The following is a 21148-nucleotide window of genomic DNA, read 5'->3' as shown; positions in this document are numbered from 1 at the left end:
AACTATTACTGTCCGGTAAAAATATTGTAGCGATTGAAAAGTATAGCTAATGCAGCAATTCAAGCGTTTTACATCTAATTTATTTACAGCAGGCTCCTAGGTAAAAAAGAGCAATTGTTGAGAGGGTGTAATCTGTTTAGTTGAAAGCTTTTGCTGTAATGCTTTTTCTGGTGATTTGAGAAAACCACGTATATCTATGTAGGTCATAAGGTGCAGCCGTATCATTGCAGCTAGATTAGCGAAAGACCATTTAGCGGCTATTCCTTTCTTAATAATCTTTAATATTAGATCTGCTATTAGAGAACACCATATTTGTAGCTTTATAGCATTCTCTGAATCGCCAAGAAAGTACTTAAGCGGATAGTTTTGTTTCATTCTTTTGAATAGTATTTCTATTTGCCAGCGCTTACGATATAGCTCTGTTATAGTCAGCGCGCTCATTCTCATATTGTTGGTTAAGAATTCATATACTTCTCCTGTCGTAGGGCTTTTGTATTGCACAATTCTACCCAAAAGCCGATTCCCGCCTCTGTAGCCCAGAAGGATACTTTTGTCACCTATTACTCCTTTGTCTTTATGCGGATTATCTAATTCTTGTAAAACATCATAAGCAGATCTGCTTCGTTTGCGGGTAATCCATGTAACACCTGATGTTGAAAAGCTATTAAGTTTTATATAATCAGCGTACCCTCTGTCAAAGACAATAATTGAACCTTTTGGAAGATGCACCTCTTTTAAAAACTGGGAATCGTTGGCAGCAGCAGCGCTGTAACGAATCATGCAAGGTATATCCTGATCGCTCCTTATCAGTGTATGAACCTTGATACCTCCCTTTCGTTTCCCCGCAGGGTTTTTACCAGAAGTGCGCAGTATCTCCTGAAATAAAGAAATAGTGGTAGAGTCAAATATATACAGGCGGGAGGCTATGCTTTTCTTTCGGCTGTCCGATAAAAAATCCGAATACTTTTGATAAAGCCTGTAGTAAATGGCACCAAAAACATCCGCTTGTCTTCTGTTATTGGCATCTGATATAGTACTGCGCCTGGGATGATAACGTACGCCCAAATGATTAAGCCTTTGCTCTGTCGCAAGCATGCCTGTTGTTACTTCCCGCAACGAATTGCAGTGATTGAATATAGCATAAAGCATGGTCACTAAATGCTCGTAGGTATTGAAACGCTTACAGTATTTATCTGCATGATGATCGGCGGCTATACGACGGATAATATCCCGGGGTATGAATCTTAATAACTGAGCGAATATCGGCTGTCCGCTAAAAAAAGTACTTTTGTTCATTGGTGTTTTTTTGTGTGGTAACTTAAAACTACCAATAAAGGGAGGTCTTTAAAAACCTCCCTTGCTTTTTTTTAATCTTTACCGGACACTAATAGTTTCAAACCTCAAATTCTTATCTGCTCATATTCAACAAATTATACGCAAATTAACAGTAACTTCTTTTTAAAGCATTAACTTCTGTGTTTTTTGCTTAACATAATGTTGGATTGGAAGTTGACCTAACCATACCATTCCTAAGATAATTTAAACATTCTACGTTTCACCCAATACTCACAAGCAGCAACGAGGGACTTTGGACATTCAGCGGTACTAACTTAATGCAAACTCGACGGCGGCCTGCGAATGCAAAATTGTCGTGTCGGATATGGGGACTTTGACGTCTGACTGTGTTGTTTTGCTGTGGCACACTGGCAGCCGGATCTTCGCAATTCAAGATATACCTGAAAGCTGGGAATTTTGTGGCCTTAATTTTTTCAAATTATGCTAGATTTTGACTGACTTAAATACCGGCATTTATCGATAAACTATCATTTTAGAAATTACAAAATGCTTATCTTATCGCAAATACTTTTACCCAAATTGTCTGCAGACGGTGGATCGAAATTACCCAGGACAATAATTGTAAAACCATTATCCGGGATCATCATAACGTAGCCATTGATTCCTGGTCCGCCGCCGTTGTGGCCGATGATATGTTTCCCGTTTTCCACTCTGTCCATGAATCCGTAAGCATATTTCGAATTAGGGTGGTGATCATCCACCTTGCCGGTTATTACAGTTTGGGTATATTGTGCATTTAATAATTTATGACCCAATAGAGCTTGGACAAATTTCAGCATATCACCCGTGGTGGAATACCCCCCGCCTGCCGAGGTTCCTCTAACAGGCAGGCCGAATATATTATTTTTACGTGCGTGATTATTTTGGGGATCATTATGTTCACCGAAAGTATACCCTGTTGCAAGGTTGGGGACATCCACTTCCTTAATATACCAATCGGAACTTCTCATTTCGGCGGGATTAAATATATGTTCACGCACATACGTAAAGTAATCTTCTCCAGATATTTTCTCGATCACTAAGCCTAAAGTGATAAATCCTGCGTTGCTATAAGCCCAACCTTCACCAGGTTCAAATAGCAAAGGTTCGTTGACGTAAAGGGGGAGATAGTCATTTAGGTTTACATATTTAGGGATATTAGCGAAAAATTCGGGCTTAAAAAAATCCCCTAAACCTGACGTATGAGTAAGTAACTGTTCAATTGTAATTTTTTTCGCGACATCTTTATTGGGATAGTCTGGCAGGATTTTGATTAGTTTATCATCAAAATTAAGTTTACCGACTTGGACTAGCTGTGCTATTGCTACGCCAGTAAACATCTTATTCATGGAACCAAGATTAAATTTAGTTTCGGTATTGTTGAGGATCTTTTTATCGGCATTTGCAAAACCGTAAGCTTTAGTAAGTAATACCCTGTTTCCTTTTGCGATGAGCACCGCCCCGGAATATTTGTCATTGGCAGCAGCTTTGTCAACCAGTTGTTGGACTTCTTTCATGATATTCGAATCTGCGGGCATTTTTTGGGCTGGCATCGCACCGCGGCTTGAATTATCGACCTCTCCATCCTCGGATTTTCGTATAATAAATCCGATAAGCATTTGGTCAGATTCGCGGCTCAAATGTGTAAACATTGTGATAGGTTTTCCCCCGTTTTGGAGGTTAAGTGTCAGTTGCACTTCATCCGGGTCGCGACCTTCCCGCATACTCGAAATTTGTACGCCGCCTGTTTCGATAAATAGATCCTTAAAATTATTTAGAATATCTTTAGCTGTTTCGCCGTTACGTTGTGCCTGGAGGTCGATATGCTCCGAGATGAATTTGGACCAAAAATCTTTATCGCCGGTATTTATGGCTTCGACAAGTTTTACAGCCAATCTTCCCACTGGCTGATCTTTAATTTGCTGCGCTGATAAGTTTTGTCCAATTAGGAAAAACAGTAAAGTCATAATACTATTTGCAAGTCTTCGAATTGTTTTCATTTTTGAGGTATTTAAAGTAAGTGAAAAATAAGCTAAGGAAATGAGTCGTAGATATTGTGTTCGGATTTGGATGCACTCGAATTTTTATAATACTGCAAATGTTACAGCCCAATCTTTATTAACTGCTCTCTCATGTCCATTTTAAATTTTAGCAATACTATATTTTTGTTATAATTTCTAAAAAACTTTGGTATGAACAGCGATTTTCCGTTGCTGAAAAACGAATGTTTGTTATTCTGGAATTTAAATTAGATGCGGTTTAGTCTTTGACAAGCTTCATAGTAAAATCCATAAGACGAGCCGGCATATCACCTGCCTTATTTTCGCTCTGCCAGGAAATTTTCGGCCATGGTGAAAACGGCATAACAAACAAAAAAAGATATTGCCGTAGTCCGTTTAAAATTCCGCGGTAAGGATTGAATTATAACTTTTTGACTTACAAATGGTTAATTGTAGTTCGAGCCCGAAGGGGAATATGTTCGAACCGCTTTTTGACAGATTTGAAGCGGTTGGTGAACTTTTAGGGGGTAAAACTTCAAACATTAGTCAGCATCTTATAGAATTCTGCTACGGCTTTTTTTTCATAGGCTTCTCCGAGTGAAATAATCATAATAGTTCGCCTCATATTTTCCCCCACAATGGGAATACCCACTACGGCCTCGTCGTTTACACTGGTATCACTCAATATGGTATGCCAATGCCCTGTTTTTACAAGTTCAAATAGCGTAGGTATATCATTTATTTCCATACAAATATTCGGGGTCAGATTTTTTTGCCTGAATGACTCCTCAATAAAATGTATGGTGCTGTAACCACCGAAAGGTAATGCCAATGGCAGCCCAGCTACTTCATTAAGCGAGATATTGATTTTTTGGGCCAGCGGTGATTTTTTAGACGTTACCAATACCATATTTGATTTTAAAAGTGTTTGATATTTCAACTGAGCATTATTGGCTTTTTCATTGAATGTTAAGATAAAGTCGAATTGATGCAGGTTAAGTTTTTCGAGAAGATCTTTTGTGGTGCCAAATACAACCTGGATTTTAATATTTGGATGCTGATTTGCAAACTCAATCAATGTTTTGGCAAACAGGATCCGCATGGAGTAAATTACACCAATAACTATTTTTCCGGTATTCAAATTTTTCAAATCCTGTAACAGCAATAACCCTTCATTAGCTTTATTTATGCTCTGCAAGGCATATCCACTAAACAAGTCACCCGCTTCAGTGAGTGTAATTCTTTTTCCAATACGGTTAAACAACGGCACATTTAATTCATCTTCCAGTTGCTTAATTTGCTGTGATAAAGTGCTTTGGCTGATATTCAAAGCCCTGGCAGCCTCGGTAAAATTTAATAATTCTTTGGCTTTCAAAAAATATTTGAGTTGTCTTAGTTCCATTTTTCTAAATCGGTTTTTTCGATTGTTTTCATCTAAAAATAATGTTTTGCCAATAAATGCAATATCTGAATATTTGTGTAATAACACTTAAATAACACATTTTAACTTTTAAATAAATTAATTATGAAATTAGAACTACTGGCATCGTTCTTCCTTTTGACTACTTGTTTTACTGCGTTCAGCCAGGAAAAGCAGGACACGGCTGTAGCCGATAAAGGCTTAATTAAAGTATCCGTCATGTACCCGTATGCCGAAGGTAAAACCTTTAATATGGAGTATTATGTAACTAAGCACATGCCTATGGTAGCTGCGTTTTTAGGAGCAAATTTGGTTAAATATACCATTGAAAAAGGGCTTGCTAGTGGGATTCCTAACCAACCACTGCCGTTTATGGCCATTGGCACATTTTATGTAAAAAGCCTAAGCGACTATCAAGCGGCAATCGCGCCGCACGGAGATGCCATTCGTGCGGATTTTCAAAATTATACCAATATCATTCCAATTATTTTGGTGAGTGAGGTAGTAAACTAAGTATAAGTGGCAAGTATTTTACTTATCAGAATGCGCGCATTCGTCCAATCGGCTGACATAGCTTTATAGCATAACTGGATTATCAAATGAACAATGAAATAAAAATTCGTCCGGCTAACATTAATGACCTTCCAGGTATAAAAAAACTGGTGACAGAAAATCTATTATCGTTCGGGTTTAATTATGATAACGGGGGATCCGAGAGTGATCTTGAAAATTTTGCTGAGGTATATCAGCAACCGGGCTCCAAATTCTTCGTTATTTACGACGGGACAGATATTTTAGGTACTGTTGGCTTGGTCAAAATTTCGGATGACGTGGTTAAATTGAGGAAAATGTATGTAAACAGTCGTTTACGCGACAAAGGTTACGGGCTCGATTTATTAAGAACCGTCGTTTCAGAGGCAAAGTTACTTGGCTATCTGGTGATCAGGTTGGAGACGGTTCATGCGATGCATAGGGCGATCCGACTTTACACAAACTTCGGATTTTCCGCTATACCAGGCGAGCCTGATTCGAAAAGGTGTGATATTACTATGGAGTTGATTTTGTGACTACTATATCCCGCTATCCGAAGTTTCTCAACTTCGGACGATTATGCTTGTAGATTGTATCCACAACAAAAAGCCACTCTACTTTCGTAGAGCGGCTTAGTAGCCCGTAGGGGAATCGAACCCCTGTTTCTAGAATGAAAATCTAACGTCCTAACCCCTAGACGAACGGGCCTTTTTTTAAGGCTTTTTCCCAATGATTTCGGATTTGGTAACCCTTATTTTGGGACTGCAAAGATAAACGTTAAAAGCTTATTTTAAAATAAATTTTTATTTTTTTTTCATCATCGTAAAAATCATCTAAAAACCAGCGCTTTTTACCTTAATTATATACTTAATTTACAGCATTTTAAACATGGATAAAGCGCTTTTTTACTTTAACTGTACAAAAACCATCTTTAGCCATTTTTTTAATAAAGCATATCCGCTTATCTTTATCATAAATATCTAACCAATATTATGAAAGCTATTTGGAATAATCAGGTGATCGCCGAAAGCGATGACACTATCGTCGTTGAAAATAACCACTACTTTCCGCCCGAGAGTGTAAAAGCCGAATTTTTGAGGCCGTCGCCTGTTCATACTACCTGCATTTGGAAAGGAACAGCATCTTACTATAACCTGGAGGTTGATGGTAAAGAAAATCTGGATGCCGCATGGTATTACCCTGAACCAAAACCGGCTGCCGAAAACATTACCGGCCGTATTGCGTTTTGGAAAGGGGTTAAAATTACCGCTTAAGCAATGAAACAGTATGATGCAATAGTGATAGGGTCTGGACAGGCAGGAGGTCCTTTGGCCAAAAAATTGGCACTGTCTGGTAAAAAAACGGCTCTTATCGAAAAAAGATGGGTGGGTGGCACTTGTGTAAATGATGGCTGCACCCCTACCAAAACAATGGTTGCATCAGCGAAAATGGCTTACCTGGCGGCTAATAGTGTGCCGTTGGGAGTAAAGATCAAAAACTTTTCTGTCGACTTGGAGCAGATCAGGAAACGCAAAGATGAAGTGGTTCATCAATTCAGAAATGGCAGTCAGAAAGGTATTGAAAGCACAAAAAACCTTGATCTGATTTTTGGTGATGCCACCTTTATCGATAACAAAACCATCCTGGTAAAGCTTAATAGTGGCCGCGAAAAGGAATTTAAGGCCGAACTGTTCTTCATCAACACCGGGGCAAAAACCTTTATTCCTGATATTGAAGGACTAAATGATATAGATTATTTAACCTCAACTACTATTCTTGATCTGGAAGAAGTGCCGGAGCATTTGCTGATTTTAGGAGGTAATTATATAGGGCTTGAATTTGGACAAATGTTCAGGCGTTTTGGCAGTAACGTTACCATACTGGAAAAATCAGATAGGATAGTATCCCGCGAGGATGAAGATATTTCGGAAGAGCTAACTAAAATATTTAAAGCCGAAGATATCAGCATTTATACTAAAACAACTGCCACCAGCTTTAAAAAGAAAAGATCGGGTAAAATTTCGGTATTGATTTCTGCGGATGGTAAGGAAGAAAAAATTAAATGCACCCATGTGCTGATAGCCGTTGGCCGTATGCCGCAAACGGAAACATTAAACCTGCAAAAAACCGGGGTTGAAGTTGATGAACACGGTGCTATCAGGACTAATAATAAATTGGAAACCAGCGCACCGGGTATTTATGCTTTGGGCGATGTTAAGGGTGGGCCCGCATTTACGCATATCTCCTACAATGATTACACGGTTGTTTACCGCAATTTAATTGAAAATGCCGACCTGAGCATTAAGGATCGTCAGGTGCCTTACTGTATGTTCACTGATCCGCAACTGGGCCGGGTTGGTTTGAGCGAAACAGAAGCAAAAAAACGGGGTATCAATTATAAGGTAGCCAAGCTACCTATGGCATATGTGGCCCGCGCTATTGAAACCGGCGATACGCGTGGCTTTATGAAAGCGATAGTTGATGCAGATACCAAACAAATATTAGGTGCAGCCATTTTAGGCGTGGAAGGCGGCGAAACCATGACCATTCTGCAAATGGCCATGTCTGGCGGTATTACTTATGAAGAGATTCGCTATTATATTTTTGCCCACCCTTTATTTGCCGAATCGTTGAATAATCTTTTTATGGCCCTTGAAGGGTAGCCTTTTATGATCAAGGTTCAGCACCTCAGCAAGCACTTTGGCAGCGTAAAGGCTGTTGACGATATTTCTTTTGAAGTACAGGAGCACGAAAACCTTATTTTGCTTGGCACCAGCGGATGTGGTAAAACCACAACACTCAAAATGATCAATCGGCTGATAGAGGCTGATGGCGGTAAAATATTCATTAACAATAAAAACGTTACCGAACAATTGCCCGAAGCATTAAGGCTTGGGATTGGTTATGTGTTGCAAAACAATGGTCTTTTTCCGCATTATACCGTAGCCGAAAATATTGCAGTGGTACCTCAATTGCTTAAGTGGGATAAAAAAAAGATAGAAAAACGTACAACAGAACTTTTAGAAAAATTGCACCTTTCGGCTGACTATCTGAAAGCTTATCCCAATGAATTAAGCGGTGGCCAGCAACAACGCATCGGACTGGCAAGGGCACTGGCGGCCGATCCGGCGGTTTTATTGATGGATGAACCATTTGGCGCATTGGATAATGTTACCCGCTCAAAAATACATGCCGAATTTAAGGCGCTGGATGAATTAAAGCGCAAAACCATTATAATGGTTACCCACGATGTGCAGGAAGCTTTTGAATTGGGCGACCGCATCTGCCTGATGGATAAAGGAAAGATTATCCAGGATGGCACGCCTGCAGAGTTATTGTTTAAGCCCCAAAACGATTTTGTAAAGGAATTTTTGAAAGAGCAAAGGCTGCTGCTGAAATTTAAAACAATCACCGTTAAATCACTCTGGCATTTACTTTCAAATGAAGAAATAAAAGGGCTGGGGCCTGGAATACTTGTTAACGACAAAGATGATTTATGGACAGTTTTAGAAAGATCTACATTTTTTAATGCTGAACGCTTGAACATGATGAATCTGGAAAACAAGGAAATGAAGACTGTATCTTTTGAATCTTTAATGTCTGCTTTTTATCAATACCAGAAAGGCGATAGCCATGAATGAGCACCAGCAAACCTTATGGGAGTTTATGCGTCAGCAGTCTGATAAACTGGCCGAGCAAACCCTGCAGCATATCGGGCTAACATTTATCTCCCTTTTTATAGCGGTGCTGATAGGTTTGCCATTGGGGATTTTTATCAGCCGGAGAAAGCAATTTTCTGCCGGGATCTTAGGCGTTGCCGGTGTGCTGCAAACCATCCCCAGCATTGCCTTATTGGGTTTTATGATCCCGGTGCTGGGGATAGGCCCTAAACCCGCTATTACGGCTTTATTGTTGTATGCCTTGCTACCCATCATCCGTAATACCTATACGGGCATTACAGGCGTTGATGCAGCTATTAAAGAGGCAGCGGTTGCTATGGGTATGAGCAAATGGCAGGTATTGTTTAAGGTTGAACTGCCCCTGGCTATGCCGGTAATTTTCGCAGGGATCCGTACGGCTACTGTAATAACAGTTGGCGTGGCTACCCTCGCATCTTATATTGCAGCCGGAGGCCTGGGTGAGTTTATTTTTGGTGGCATCTCTCTTAATAACACCAATATGATACTGGCAGGGGCCATTCCCGCGGCGTTACTGGCTATTTTATTTGATTTTTTGCTATCGCGATTACAAAAGCTCGACTCACGGAAACTCAAACTGGCGGCCTTTTCGTTGCCCGTTATACTTATTTTGTTGTCGTCGTTTTACCTTATACCGGCAACCTATGCTACTAAATTAAAAGCTGGCTTTACGCCTGAGTTTATGGGAAGGCAGGACGGTAACCTGGGCCTGCAAAGTAAATACGGTTTGCATATTAACACCGTAGTAATAAGCGATGCTGTAATGTATAAAGCTGCTTACGAAAAACAGCTGGACGTAATTAGCGGGTACTCAACCGATGGGAGGCTGAAAGCCTACGGGCTGGTAGTTTTAAATGATGATAAAAAGATCTTTCCGCCCTATTATGCTGCTCCTATTGTAAGGGAAGATGCACTTGTGAAATATCCTGAGCTGGAAAATACACTAAATTTATTAGCAGGAAAGATAAATGACAGCGTCATGACCGCACTTAATTACCGGACTGATTATCTTCACCAAACGCCCGAGAGAGTAGCTAAAGACTTTTTGATTGACCATAAATTATTTAAACCTGCCCGTAATGGTAATGCAGGAGTGATCCGTATTGGTTCAAAAATTTTTGGAGAGCAATATATCCTGGCTAATATGTACAGCATGCTGATAAAAGGTTATACTGATTATGATGTATCAACCAAAACCGGTCTTGGTGGCACCAAAATTTGTTTTGATGCTTTAACCAATAACCAGATAGATTTTTACCCCGAATATACGGGTACTGGTTTGCTGGCCATATTGCAACCACAGGTAAAGGTAGTGGACTCGTTAACGCCAAACAGAGATGCTACTTACCAGTATGTAAAGGATCAGTTTGATAAAAAATACCAGGTAAAATGGTTGAAGCCAATAGGGTTTAATAATGCCTATGCTTTGATGATGAGAGCTAAGCAGGCCGAAAAATTAAATATTAAAACAATTTCTAATCTTAAACGATATTTAGAAAGCAAATAATTCAATGGACATCGCCGACTGTTACATAAAAGTTCGCAAACACACAGAGCAAATTTGTAGTCATCTGCAAACAGAAGATTACGTGGTGCAGCCCGTTGTGGATGTTAGTCCGCCTAAGTGGCATATAGGCCATACTACCTGGTTTTTTGAAACATTTATTCTTAAACCCTATTTTATGGGTTACCAGGAGTATAATCCAGATTACAACTACGTATTTAACAGTTATTACGAAACGGTTGGTAACCGGGTAATCCGTACCGACAGGGGGAATTTGAGTCGCCCTACAGTATTAGAAATATACCGCTACCGCGAATACGTAGACGAGGCCATGAACAACTTTTTACGCAGCGAGTTGACCGATGACATTAAGGAGCTGGTAATACTTGGCCTTAACCACGAAGAGCAGCATCAGGAGCTTTTGTTTACAGATATTAAATACATTCTGGGGCATAACCCTTTGTTTCCGGCTTATTCAAAAAACTATATATCACTAAAGGTTGTTCCTGCAATAAGCGATGAATTCATTAAACTAAATGAAGGCATTTACGAGGTTGGTTTTAATGGCGATGGCTTTTGTTTTGATAATGAGCTAAACCGGCATAAAGTTTACCTGAATACGTTTGAAATAAGCCCTAACCTGGTAACCAATCATGAATATCTGGAGTTTATAAACAGTGGCGGTTATCATGATTTCCGCCACTGGCATGCCGAAGGTTGGGATTGGGTTAAGATCAATAAAATTGAGGCTCCGTTATATTGGCATTTAATTGATGATGAATGGCATCATTATACTTATCATGGGTTGGAGATGCTGAATTTAAAAGAGCCGGTATGCCACATCAGTTATTTCGAGGCTTATGCCTATGCCTCATGGAAAGGATTGCGTTTGCCTACAGAATTTGAATGGGAGGCTGCAGCAACCCAATTTACGTGGGGGAAAAATTGGGAATGGACCGAAAGCAGTTATCTGCCCTACCCCGGTTTTGCTAAAGCTCCGGGTGCAATAGGCGAATACAACGGCAAGTTTATGGTTAACCAAAAAGTATTGAGGGGAGCATCAGAAGTTACCTCGCCGGGGCATAGCCGCATTACTTACCGTAATTTTTTTCAAACACATTTACGATGGCAGTTTACAGGTATAAGACTGGCAAAATAAAAATACTCCAATGAAAAACATGGACACTACACTAACAAACGCCGAACTAAGCAAACCATCAAAAACAAACCAGTTTTATGATGATGTGATAACAGGTTTAAGTGCTACGCCCAAGTATTTAAATTCTAAATATTTTTATGATGCCAATGGCGATAAGCTTTTTCAGGATTTGATGAATTGTGAAGAGTACTATCCAACCAATTGCGAACTGGAAATATTTGCCGAAAAAACTGCCGATATCTGCAACGCCATTATAGGTGATGGTGATGCTTTTGATTTAATTGAACTGGGAGCCGGTGATGCTACTAAATCAAGCTACCTGCTTAAGTATTTATTGGAGCATGAGGCCAATTTCACTTATTTGCCTATTGATATATCATCCAATGTAATATCATACCTTAACATTACCTTACCAGTTACCTTGCCAGGGCTACAAATTACCGGCCTTAACGGCGAATATTTTGATATGCTTACCCAGGCAGCGTCCATTTCAAATAAACGTAAGGTGGTTATGTTTTTAGGTTCAAACATTGGTAATATGCCGGTAAATGATGCCGAGCGCTTTTGTTTAGAGGTTCGTAATCACTTGTCAGCAGGTGATATGCTGTTAATTGGCATCGACCTGAAAAAGAACCCGAAAACAGTGTTGGCCGCCTATAATGATAAAGAAGGAATCACCAAACGGTTTAATTTAAACTTGTTGGAACGCATTAACCGCGAATTGAATGCCGATTTTGATCTTAGCCAGTTTGAACATTATCCCACCTATGATCCGGAAACGGGTGCCTGTAAAAGCTACTTGATAAGCCTTATCGACCAAAAAGTGAATATAAATAGTAAAACCATCAACTTTTTGAAAGACGAGTATATTTTTATGGAGATTTCTCAAAAGTTTACCGTAAGCCAAACTGAGCAGATGGCTGAGAAGGCATCATTTAAAGCGGTAAATGCCTTTTACGACAGCAAAAAATGGTTTTTAGATGCCATATGGCAGGCGGAGTAATTTGATTTAGGGGAACTTATAAATTACCCCCAAAGCAAGTCCTTCTGTACCTTGCACCGCATCTGAAGTGTGTTTGTCATATAAAAACGTTCCGTTCATAGTGACGGCAATTAACCTGTTTACTTTTGCAGTAAGAGTAGCATCAATACGGTGACTCATATAAGCAAATGGCTGTATGTAGGGAATAAACAATGCATACCTGACATTGATGTGCAGGTTCTTCATTAAATCTTTATCAATAGCAGCAACTACTGATACCGCCAGCTCATTATAAACCGTATGGCCTATAGGAACGCCATAATTGGTTGGCTGGTTATGGTAAATGGTTGTATCCAAAACAAAAGTTTGCCTTGCAGTACCGGTACCAAAACGAAGATCAAAGTACTTAGTTGGTTTATACTCAAAACCTATTGATTCGGTTAAATATCCGGGAGCCATAAAGTCGGATATTTCATAAGGGGTTTGCGCGTCGGTCCCATCGGGATTAGTATAATTAAAACCTTTGGTAAACTGCGATTCAAAGGTTAATGATCCGAAAAAGAACCAGCGTTTGGATAATTGCTTGGCCAGTTTGTTATCAAAAAATATACGGTCGTTTGTTTTGCGTGAACCTTGTCCTTTGTTTTTTGAAATGCCGTAAAGCAGGTTTAGCTCGGTTGTAAAGTCCAAAGGTGTTTTATTGTATTCCGCTTTGTAATCAAAATTTGATCCCAGCGCTATTGCGCTTACACCACCGGCACTATAGTTACTTGTAAATGCCGATTGATTAAAGTTTAACCCAAACAATACGGATTTATGCCAGTAACTAACCTTATAATTTAAAAATGTAACTGGTAATTGCTCTTCCTCAATGGTTGCTGGCCGGTAACGCAGGGGAAGTGCATTACGGCCTGGTTCAATACGGTATTTATTAAGCAGATTGGTGTCAGCTTTAAGAGAATCGGTTTTTTGTGCTGTTGCAGAAAGAGTAAAGCCAAGAATTAACAATAAGAAAAGCCAGTTGCTGGTTTTTAACATAACAGACAATAGTTTATTTTAAATTGAAAGCTGTTATAAACAGATTTGCTGCAAATTTATTATATATCCTCAATAATAGGGAATGAAATGCCTTAAAACAACAAATAATACCTTAATTATAATATTAATGCCCAATTTATTAAAGTGCCGCTTTGTTCGCCGGGTAGTTGCTCTTCCCTGGTTCTAAGGGCGGCAAGGAGTAAGTGCGCTTATTACGTAAAAATCTGCGCAGGTTAGCCCTTATTAAAGCTACAAACTCATAATCGCTGGTGTTTTTGGTGGTGTAAAACCCGGGCCTGTACCGGAACATAAACTCCGTAAGTTTTTCATCCTTTAAGCCGGTAACATTGCCAACAAACCTGCGGTTAAAGCGATAGTCAATTACGTTTTGCTCATAATCCTGCTCAATAAGTTCCCTTAAATGGCTGGCGTTACGGCCGCTGCGGCTAAGAGAGTTCCATATAGCATCAATACTTAGGCCCGCACCTCCGCCAGGTGAAGTAGACAGAAAATCGTTATAGGCTAATGAGCCATAAATTTTAGTATAATCCTGTTTGGTTAATTCCAAACGCTGCTCGGGTGTCAGCAGGGAATCGTGTATAGTAACTTCTTTTAGTTGGATAGCAACGCGCTCCATAAAGATAGCTTGTGGAGCATTATTATTTATTTTTACAGTATCTGGATGATAGCCCAGGCGGGTAAAAACAATCAGGTCGCCTTGCTTGGCGTTTATCTTGAATTCGCCTTTAAGATTGTTGTAAATAGATGCCCCGGTTGTAATGTTATTTACGTTAACCGTTGCAATACGGGCCTTGCTGTCTTTATCAAACACAATACCGGCAACCGTTTTATCCTGAGAAAAACACCGGCCGCTAATCAGAAAAAAACATAAAAGCAGCCCTGATTTCATTGCAGCACCAAAACTAAAACTTCGGGCAATCTTTAACATAAAATTTAACACTAATTAACAACATTATTTTGCCACTACAAGTACCTGGCCAATTTTTATGTTGTTATTTTCCATATCGTTTAAGCCCTTGAGATCATCAACGGTTAATCCAAAACGTTTAGAAATATTATATAGTGTATCACCCTGTTTTACGGTGTAAGTTTTACCTGATGAATTGGTTTGTGTGGTAGAGTCTTTCTGTGCTGTATAAGTCTTTTTATCTATCTGAGTAAGCACAGTATCAACCCGTTTAATCTTCTGGATCTCCGATTCAGGATTATCGTATTGATCCAGATTATATTTTTGAATAATGTTGATCAGTAAGTTTGGGTAGTTAGGATTGGTAGCATAGCCGGCCTTTTTTAAACCGTACGCCCATCCTTTATAATCGTTTTTATCAAGCTCAAACAACAGGGCATAGTTTTTTTTCTTTAAGAATTCAGAGTGATCCCTGAATGATTGTTCGGCATTGTCATAAACCCTGAAACGATCATTTGGATTGTCATCATCCTTGTAATATACCTTACCGGTCCAGCTTGATCCGGCTTTGATGCCAAAATGGTTGTTGGCCACCCTGGCCAGCGTTCCATTACCGCTTCCTGATTCAAACAGACCCTGAGCCAGCGTAATGCTTGCAGGTATACCATATAGATTCATTTGTTGAATGGCGATGGCCTTATAACGTTCAATATATTGAACTGAAGTTAGGGGTGTGTATTCGGCAATAGATGCGCTGTTGGCTTTTTGAATGTTTTCGTTATTGCGCCTTACATCCCGGTTACTAACGGAAACGGTTGCTTTACGCGCTGAACATGAAGTAAAAAAAACTAACCCCGAAAGTAAATAAAGTATTTTTCTCATTACAATAATCATCAATATCCGCCATTAATAAACGCCGGATAAACTAAGACGTATTACGTGTATAAGGCAGGTTTTGTTTCTTTAGCAAACCACTGATTGTTCAAATAATTAATGCAATTTGCACGTAATTATTCCAAAAATTATTGTTTAGTGCTTAGCGTCAGCTGTTTATCGTTTTGGGCCAATGCTGCCGGTTGAGGGGTAGCCGCCGGGTTTTCATCAAAAGAATATAGTTGATATTTTTTGATAATTCCCAATACCTGCGATGCCCATTTGTGACTGCTGCAGTATCCCCTGTTTTGAATGCCGTGTGCCCAGCCTTCATAATCAAAATGGGTTAGTGACAAAGTCATGCCGCTGAACTCACGACGCTCGGTCATGATGCGGGCAAAATCCTGAAATGAATCGTAAACAGACTGGTATTGTTTATAAGCGGTATGGATTTTCTTTTTGTGGCGCACAATGGTGGTGCCCGAGCTGCCTTTAACTCCAAACTGGTTGTTAAGGCTTTGCGCCAACATACTGTTTCCGCAAGCCGACTCATGCATGGCAACGCCTAAAACGATACTTGCGGGAACCCCTGTTTCGTGCATAATGCGGATAGCATCTTCCTTAAATTTTTCAATGTAGGATTTTGGGGTATTTTTTTGTGCCGACGCCATTAAGGCAGACAGGAACAGCGATGTAATCAGTAAGAATTTCTTCATAATTTACTTTTTTCTGATAACCAGCAAACCATCACGTATGGGCAGAATTAATTTTTCTACACTTTTGTTTACGGAAATCTGATCATTTAGTTCGCGGATAAGTTTAGTGTCGACATCATTTTCCGGGCCGTACACCTTTCCTTTCCATAAAACATTATCAATTATTATTAATCCTCCGGACCGTACTTTATTTAAAACTAACTGAAAATAGTTGAAGTTATTCTTCTTATCGGCATCAATAAACACCACGTCAAAGTTATCTTCCTCTAAATCAGGGACAATATTAAGTGCTTCGCCAAAATGGAGTTTAATCTTTTTCTCAACACTTGTTAGTTTGAAGTGTGAGTTCAGCATTTCTTCCAGCTCGCGGTTTACTTCAATGGTATGGATTATGCCATCATCAGTTAAACCTTCTGCAAGGCAAATGGTAGCATAACCAGTAAAGGTACCTATTTCCAATATGCGCCTTGGTTGCATCATTTTACTTAAAAAACTCAGCACCCTGCCCTGGTAATGGCCCGATAGCATATGCGGCCGCAATACCTTTAAATAGGTTTCGCGGTTAATGGTTTGCAGGCATTCCGGTTCCGGATCACAATGCCCGTCAAGGTATTCCTGAAGGTCATGGGGTAGGATTTCCATGGCGGCAAAGATAAGCCCTTTGACCTTAAGATGAATGCTTTAAGTTGATTTTTTTAGCTTATAGGTGATTGTTGGCTGTGTTTTTAATTTATAATTAATTGAAAATGAGTGAATTGATTTGAATGTTAGGCTTTTATAATTGTCAAAAATCACATTCAGTCAATTTGTTTCAAAATCTTAACTTTGTAGGCTCAAAACAGGATAAGAATAATGTTTGAAAATCTTTCGGATAAACTCGACAGAGCCTTTAAGGTTCTGAAAGGACAAGGAACCATTACAGAAATAAACGTGGCCGAGACCATGAAGGAAATACGCAAAGCCCTTCTGGATGCCGACGTAAACTATAAAACCGCCAAGGCTTTTACTGATGATGTAAGGCAGAAAGCCATTGGTCAGAATGTATTGACCGCTATTTCGCCGGGACAGTTGCTCACCAAAGTAATGAATGATGAGCTTACTGAACTGATGGGCGGAACAACTTCCGAAATCAGCTTTAGCGGTAACCCTACTATTATTTTAATTGCTGGTTTGAACGGTGCGGGTAAAACAACTTTTACCGGTAAGCTGGCCAATTATCTAAAAACACAAAAAAATAAAAAGCCATTATTGGTTGCGGATGATATTTACCGCCCGGCAGCTATTGAGCAATTGCAGGTTTTAGGCAAGCAGATAGATGTACCGGTTTATGCTGATCCGGAGTCAAAAGATCCGATTGCTATTGCTTTGGCAGGTATTGCCCTGGCTAAGCAAAATGGCAACAACGTAGTAATTATTGATACTGCTGGCCGCTTGTCTGTTGATGAGGCCATGATGCGCGAGATTGAGCAGGTTAAAGGTGCTGTTAAACCACATGAAATATTATTTGTGGTTGACTCCATGACCGGACAGGATGCGGTGAACACAGCCAAAGTGTTTAACGACAGATTGGACTTTACCGGTGTAGTATTAACCAAGCTTGATGGTGATACCCGCGGTGGTGCTGCTTTATCAATCAAATCGGTAGTTAATAAGCCGATTAAGTTTATTGGTACCGGCGAAAAAATGGAAGCGCTTGACGTTTTCCACCCCGATCGTATGGCATCACGTATCCTGGGCATGGGTGATGTGGTATCATTAGTGGAACGTGCACAACAGCAGTTTGACGAAAAAGAAGCTGCTGAACTGCAAAAGAAGATCCGCAAAAATAAATTCGACTTTAACGATTTTTACAGCCAGATACAACAGATCAAAAAAATGGGTAACATGAAAGATCTGATGGGCATGATACCTGGTGTAGGCAAAATGATGAAGGATGTTGAGGTTGATGACAATGCTTTTAAAGCAATTGAAGCCATCATTCAATCCATGACGCCTTTTGAAAAAGAAAACCCGGATGGTATTAACCAAAGCCGCCGTAACCGCATAGCCAAAGGATCAGGTACTAACCTAGCCGAAGTAAACCGTCTGATAAAGCAGTTTGAAGATATGCGTAAAGTGATGAAACAAATGAGCAACCCTGCAGCCATGGCCAACATGATGCGCAGAATGCCAAGGTAATTTTGATTTCGGATTTCGGAATTACGATTTCGGATTTTATAAATAAAAGGTTAGAGATACAATACGTTTGTATCTCTAACCTTTTTTAATTTAATCGCTCAATTTAATTAAAGAGCATAGCATCAACAGTGGGGGATTGGAGGCTTACACAAAGTCCAGACCTGCAAAGTTTTTGTTCAGTATCTGGCTATTGTTTACGTTGAGCCATTTATCAAGTAATGTGGCGTACACATCTCTAAAATCTACCTGGTATTTTAAGTCGCCGTTATCCAGTTGGGTTAAATCCGGGGCATCATTATAGATGCCTGCTTTTTTAAGTTTACCGCCGAATATCATTACGTTATTGGCTGTACCATGATCCGTTCCATTGCTGGCATTTTGTTCAACGCGACGGCCAAATTCAGAAAAGGTCATAATCAGCGTATCATCCAATTTACCGCTTTGCTTCAGGTCTTTTACAAAAGCAGCAACAGCGTCACCGTAAATTTTTAACTGCCGCCCCTGTTGGTTCTGCTGCCCGGCGTGGGTATCGAAACCGCTAAGCGAAACATAGTACACCCGCGTTTGCAAGCCAGAATTAATAAGCTTTGACACAGTTTTCAACCGGTTGCCTAACGTATTGGCGGGGTAAGCAGCTGTAACATTGTATGTTTTGGAAGTTTTTTGAATATAATCTGCCGATGAATAGGTCTCTGCCATTGTTTTGTACAGGTAACCCAGGTTGTCCTCGCTTAAATGAGTATTATCATGTTCGTGAACTAAATCTTTAAAAAAAGGCTCACGGGTATTTTGATAAAGCTTATCAGGATATTGCACAGCAATACCTTTCATATCTGCACCTTTCATTGCAAGTGAAAGCGTATCATCAACCTCAATTGCGGTATAAGGTGTTTTGCATCCCTGACAATTTGAATCAAGGTAACGGCCAATCCACCCGGTGGTTAGAAACTGGTTGGCATCACTTGCTGTTTGCCAGATATCCATTGAACGAAAATGAGAGCGATCCGGGTTAGGGTAGCCCACAGAATTTATAATACTCATCCAACCCTGATCATATATTTCTTTCAAAGCCGACAGGTTGGGATTAAAACCCTGCATATCGTTCAGCTTTATAATATCCGGCTGGTTTATGGCGATGGTCTTTCTTTTCTGATAGTAAATATCGTTCCCAAATGGTATAATGGTATTCAGGCCGTCGTTCCCCCCTGAAAGCTGTATAATCACCAGGTTTTTATATCCGCTGATATCATTCATCGCCAGGGCTTCAAAGGGCTTTAAAAATGCCGGTATCATGAGCGCCCCAGAGGCAAGTGCCGTATTTCTTAAAAAATCTCTGCGTTTCATATTTTCGGATTTATTAATCTTCTCGTTGTTGATTATGGTTACAAGTGCTACTATGTGAGCTGATATTCGGGTGTTGAAACAATTTGTATAAGTGCCGTTTTCAAATCCGGCGCATTATTTATCTCATTTATTATTAAGGCATTTACGGGCGGCTCAAGCATAAATTCGGCTATTTGTTTTTTTGGCATGTTTTGAGGAATAGCTTTAAAAAATCTGTCCCAATCAGGTGTTGCCTGCACTCTTTTTATTACGTCAAACTGCTGCTTTCGCACCAATGCCAAATAGGCTTCATCTTCGGGGCCTGCCTTGCCGGTAAAGTCAATAAGGCCCGCATTTAAAATTATGGCAGGCATTCTGAGTCGCGTCATTAAAGACGAGCTGTCTATCCAGCTCCTACCACCAGGCCATCCAGCCACATTCGGTGGTCTGAACAATACCTGTCCCAGCGACTGCTGAAACTGTACCAGCACATCGGGGTTTTGATAAGTAATATAAAACTGCCTGCTTAACCCGATTATAAGCTCAACAGGCGATTTTATCAGGTTACCAATATTTTTATCTGCATAAAACCAATCAGCCATGAACATGTATTCAAGCACCGGCGTTATTTCGTACCCTGTATTGTAAAATACATTAGCCATTTCGTTAATGTGGCTCATGTCGGGTACATCGTTAACAAAATACCGATATAATTTAGTGCTGATAAAAACGGCTGTCTGCTTCTGAGCTACTATAATATCTATAATATCTTCGCCGCAAAAGTTCGCCGACCGGCCCATAAAGGTTTTTATACCATCGTCATGAGCGCCCGTTTTAAAGAAATATTCACCTTCTTTGCCGCCATATGCCCAGCCTGTAAATGCCCTGGCCGATTCCTTTATATCTTGTTCGGAATAATTGCCTCTGCCTAGTGTAAACAGTTCCATCAGCTCCCTTGCAAAGTTTTCATTGGGATGCACTTTTTGATTTTGCTGATTATTTAAAAACTGCAACATCGCCGGCGATTGCGTAACCGCTATCAATAGCGTTTTAAAATTTCCAAGTGCATTGGCGCGCTCAATATTGTTAAGCTCCTGCTCGTAATAGGGGTTGTTAATATTACATGCAAAATGATTATGCCAAAACAAGGTCATCTTTTCCCTTAATTGGGCATTGGTCTCTATTAACTGCTTTGTCCATGCGTTAAATAAAGCCTTTTCATGTTTAACCCGCTCTTCCTCCCGCGTTTTTTTTTGGTCTTCCGTCTCATCTTTGGGGTGCGGCCTAAGATCCATATTTTCGGTTACAGCAGTAATGGGTTCTATCTTTTCAGATGCCTTGAATATCTTCTTTACCGCTTTTCTAACGGACCAATGCTCGTGGTCATGCAGGTCTTCGAAACAAATTCCGAAACCGGCCCTGGCGTAAAGATGTTTGATGTATCTGGAGTTATTCATGTTTTA

19 protein-coding genes and 1 tRNA gene are annotated in these 21148 nt (G+C 40.0%); 9 read left to right on the top strand and 11 right to left on the bottom strand.

Translation table 11 applies throughout. The annotated features are described in order from the left end of the window. Window positions 1-96: 96 nt before the first annotated feature. From JN11_RS13775 to JN11_RS13765, 3 genes are all read right to left on the bottom strand, one after another. Window positions 97-1296: an IS4 family transposase gene (locus JN11_RS13775; protein ID WP_144909664.1), complete on the bottom strand. Its 1200-nt coding sequence runs from the start codon at window positions 1294-1296 to the stop codon at window positions 97-99. Window positions 1297-1835: 539 nt separating this feature from the next. Further along, entirely contained in the window at window positions 1836-3335 is a 1500-nt protein-coding gene (locus JN11_RS13770; protein WP_144913422.1) for a serine hydrolase domain-containing protein, read from the bottom strand. A 535-nt stretch (window positions 3336-3870) separates the two neighbouring features. After that, entirely contained in the window at window positions 3871-4737 is an 867-nt protein-coding gene (locus tag JN11_RS13765; RefSeq protein WP_144913421.1) for a LysR family transcriptional regulator, read from the bottom strand. A gap of 123 nt (window positions 4738-4860) precedes the next feature. On the opposite strand from JN11_RS13765, the gene JN11_RS13760 reads away from it, so the two are divergent. Beyond that, window positions 4861-5268, top strand: coding sequence for an EthD family reductase (locus JN11_RS13760; RefSeq protein WP_144913419.1), 408 nt, complete (start codon window positions 4861-4863; stop codon window positions 5266-5268). A gap of 86 nt (window positions 5269-5354) precedes the next feature. Continuing rightward, entirely contained in the window at window positions 5355-5822 is a 468-nt protein-coding gene (locus JN11_RS13755) for a GNAT family N-acetyltransferase (protein ID WP_144913417.1), read from the top strand. A 100-nt stretch (window positions 5823-5922) separates the two neighbouring features. Here the strand turns inward: JN11_RS13755 and JN11_RS13750 are convergent. Beyond that, window positions 5923-5994 (bottom strand) — tRNA-Glu (locus JN11_RS13750). A 284-nt stretch (window positions 5995-6278) separates the two neighbouring features. Between JN11_RS13750 and JN11_RS13745 the strand changes: the two genes are divergently transcribed. The 6 genes from JN11_RS13745 to JN11_RS13720 are packed head-to-tail and all read left to right on the top strand — an operon-like array spanning window position 6279 to window position 12650. After that, window positions 6279-6560: a DUF427 domain-containing protein gene (locus JN11_RS13745; RefSeq protein WP_144913416.1), complete on the top strand. Its 282-nt coding sequence runs from the start codon at window positions 6279-6281 to the stop codon at window positions 6558-6560. Window positions 6561-6563: 3 nt separating this feature from the next. Continuing rightward, entirely contained in the window at window positions 6564-7949 is a 1386-nt protein-coding gene (locus JN11_RS13740; protein ID WP_144913414.1) for a mercuric reductase, read from the top strand. A 6-nt stretch (window positions 7950-7955) separates the two neighbouring features. Next, window positions 7956-8927 (top strand): ABC transporter ATP-binding protein, encoded by a 972-nt coding sequence (locus tag JN11_RS13735; protein ID WP_144913412.1) that lies wholly within the window; start codon window positions 7956-7958, stop codon window positions 8925-8927. Next, window positions 8920-10491, top strand: coding sequence for an ABC transporter permease/substrate-binding protein (locus tag JN11_RS13730; RefSeq protein ID WP_144913410.1), 1572 nt, complete (start codon window positions 8920-8922; stop codon window positions 10489-10491). Before JN11_RS13735 ends, JN11_RS13730 begins: the two co-directional genes overlap by 8 nt. Before the next feature lie 4 nt (window positions 10492-10495). Then, a complete protein-coding gene (egtB, locus tag JN11_RS13725; RefSeq protein ID WP_144913408.1) occupies window positions 10496-11647 on the top strand; it encodes an ergothioneine biosynthesis protein EgtB in 1152 nt (383 codons plus the stop codon). A 10-nt stretch (window positions 11648-11657) separates the two neighbouring features. Next, the gene (locus JN11_RS13720; RefSeq protein ID WP_246139008.1) at window positions 11658-12650 is read left to right on the top strand and encodes an L-histidine N(alpha)-methyltransferase; all 993 of its coding nucleotides are present in this window, start codon (window positions 11658-11660) and stop codon (window positions 12648-12650) included. 6 nt (window positions 12651-12656) lie between these two features. Here JN11_RS13720 and JN11_RS13715 read toward each other — a convergent pair whose 3' ends face one another. The 5 genes from JN11_RS13715 to JN11_RS13695 form a co-directional block, all read right to left on the bottom strand. Then, window positions 12657-13667: a DUF3078 domain-containing protein gene (locus JN11_RS13715; protein WP_144913406.1), complete on the bottom strand. Its 1011-nt coding sequence runs from the start codon at window positions 13665-13667 to the stop codon at window positions 12657-12659. 139 nt (window positions 13668-13806) lie between these two features. Continuing rightward, the gene (locus tag JN11_RS13710; protein ID WP_144913405.1) at window positions 13807-14616 is read right to left on the bottom strand and encodes a carboxypeptidase-like regulatory domain-containing protein; all 810 of its coding nucleotides are present in this window, start codon (window positions 14614-14616) and stop codon (window positions 13807-13809) included. A gap of 24 nt (window positions 14617-14640) precedes the next feature. Next, window positions 14641-15477: a glucosaminidase domain-containing protein gene (locus JN11_RS13705; protein WP_144913403.1), complete on the bottom strand. Its 837-nt coding sequence runs from the start codon at window positions 15475-15477 to the stop codon at window positions 14641-14643. A 140-nt stretch (window positions 15478-15617) separates the two neighbouring features. Further along, window positions 15618-16184, bottom strand: coding sequence for a glucosaminidase domain-containing protein (locus JN11_RS13700; RefSeq protein ID WP_144913401.1), 567 nt, complete (start codon window positions 16182-16184; stop codon window positions 15618-15620). A 3-nt stretch (window positions 16185-16187) separates the two neighbouring features. Further along, a complete protein-coding gene (locus JN11_RS13695; protein WP_144913400.1) occupies window positions 16188-16826 on the bottom strand; it encodes an O-methyltransferase in 639 nt (212 codons plus the stop codon). A 210-nt stretch (window positions 16827-17036) separates the two neighbouring features. Here JN11_RS13695 and ffh point away from each other — a divergent pair, with 210 nt between their 5' ends. Further along, window positions 17037-18362 (top strand): signal recognition particle protein, encoded by a 1326-nt coding sequence (gene ffh, locus JN11_RS13690; RefSeq protein ID WP_144913398.1) that lies wholly within the window; start codon window positions 17037-17039, stop codon window positions 18360-18362. A 144-nt stretch (window positions 18363-18506) separates the two neighbouring features. On the opposite strand, the gene JN11_RS13685 is transcribed toward ffh, so the two are convergent. Together JN11_RS13685 and JN11_RS13680 are read right to left on the bottom strand one after the other, a co-directional pair. Continuing rightward, window positions 18507-19706, bottom strand: a complete 1200-nt coding sequence (locus JN11_RS13685; protein ID WP_144913396.1) for a DUF1501 domain-containing protein — start codon at window positions 19704-19706, stop codon at window positions 18507-18509. A gap of 50 nt (window positions 19707-19756) precedes the next feature. After that, window positions 19757-21142 (bottom strand): DUF1800 domain-containing protein, encoded by a 1386-nt coding sequence (locus JN11_RS13680; protein ID WP_144913395.1) that lies wholly within the window; start codon window positions 21140-21142, stop codon window positions 19757-19759. Window positions 21143-21148 lie beyond the last annotated feature (6 nt).

Origin of the sequence: Mucilaginibacter frigoritolerans (assembly GCF_007830615.1) — a bacterium.
Classification (GTDB): Bacteria; Bacteroidota; Bacteroidia; order Sphingobacteriales; family Sphingobacteriaceae; genus Mucilaginibacter; species Mucilaginibacter frigoritolerans.
Note: the sequence above shows the minus strand (reverse complement) of the source record. Positions and strands in the feature narration are given on the sequence as shown.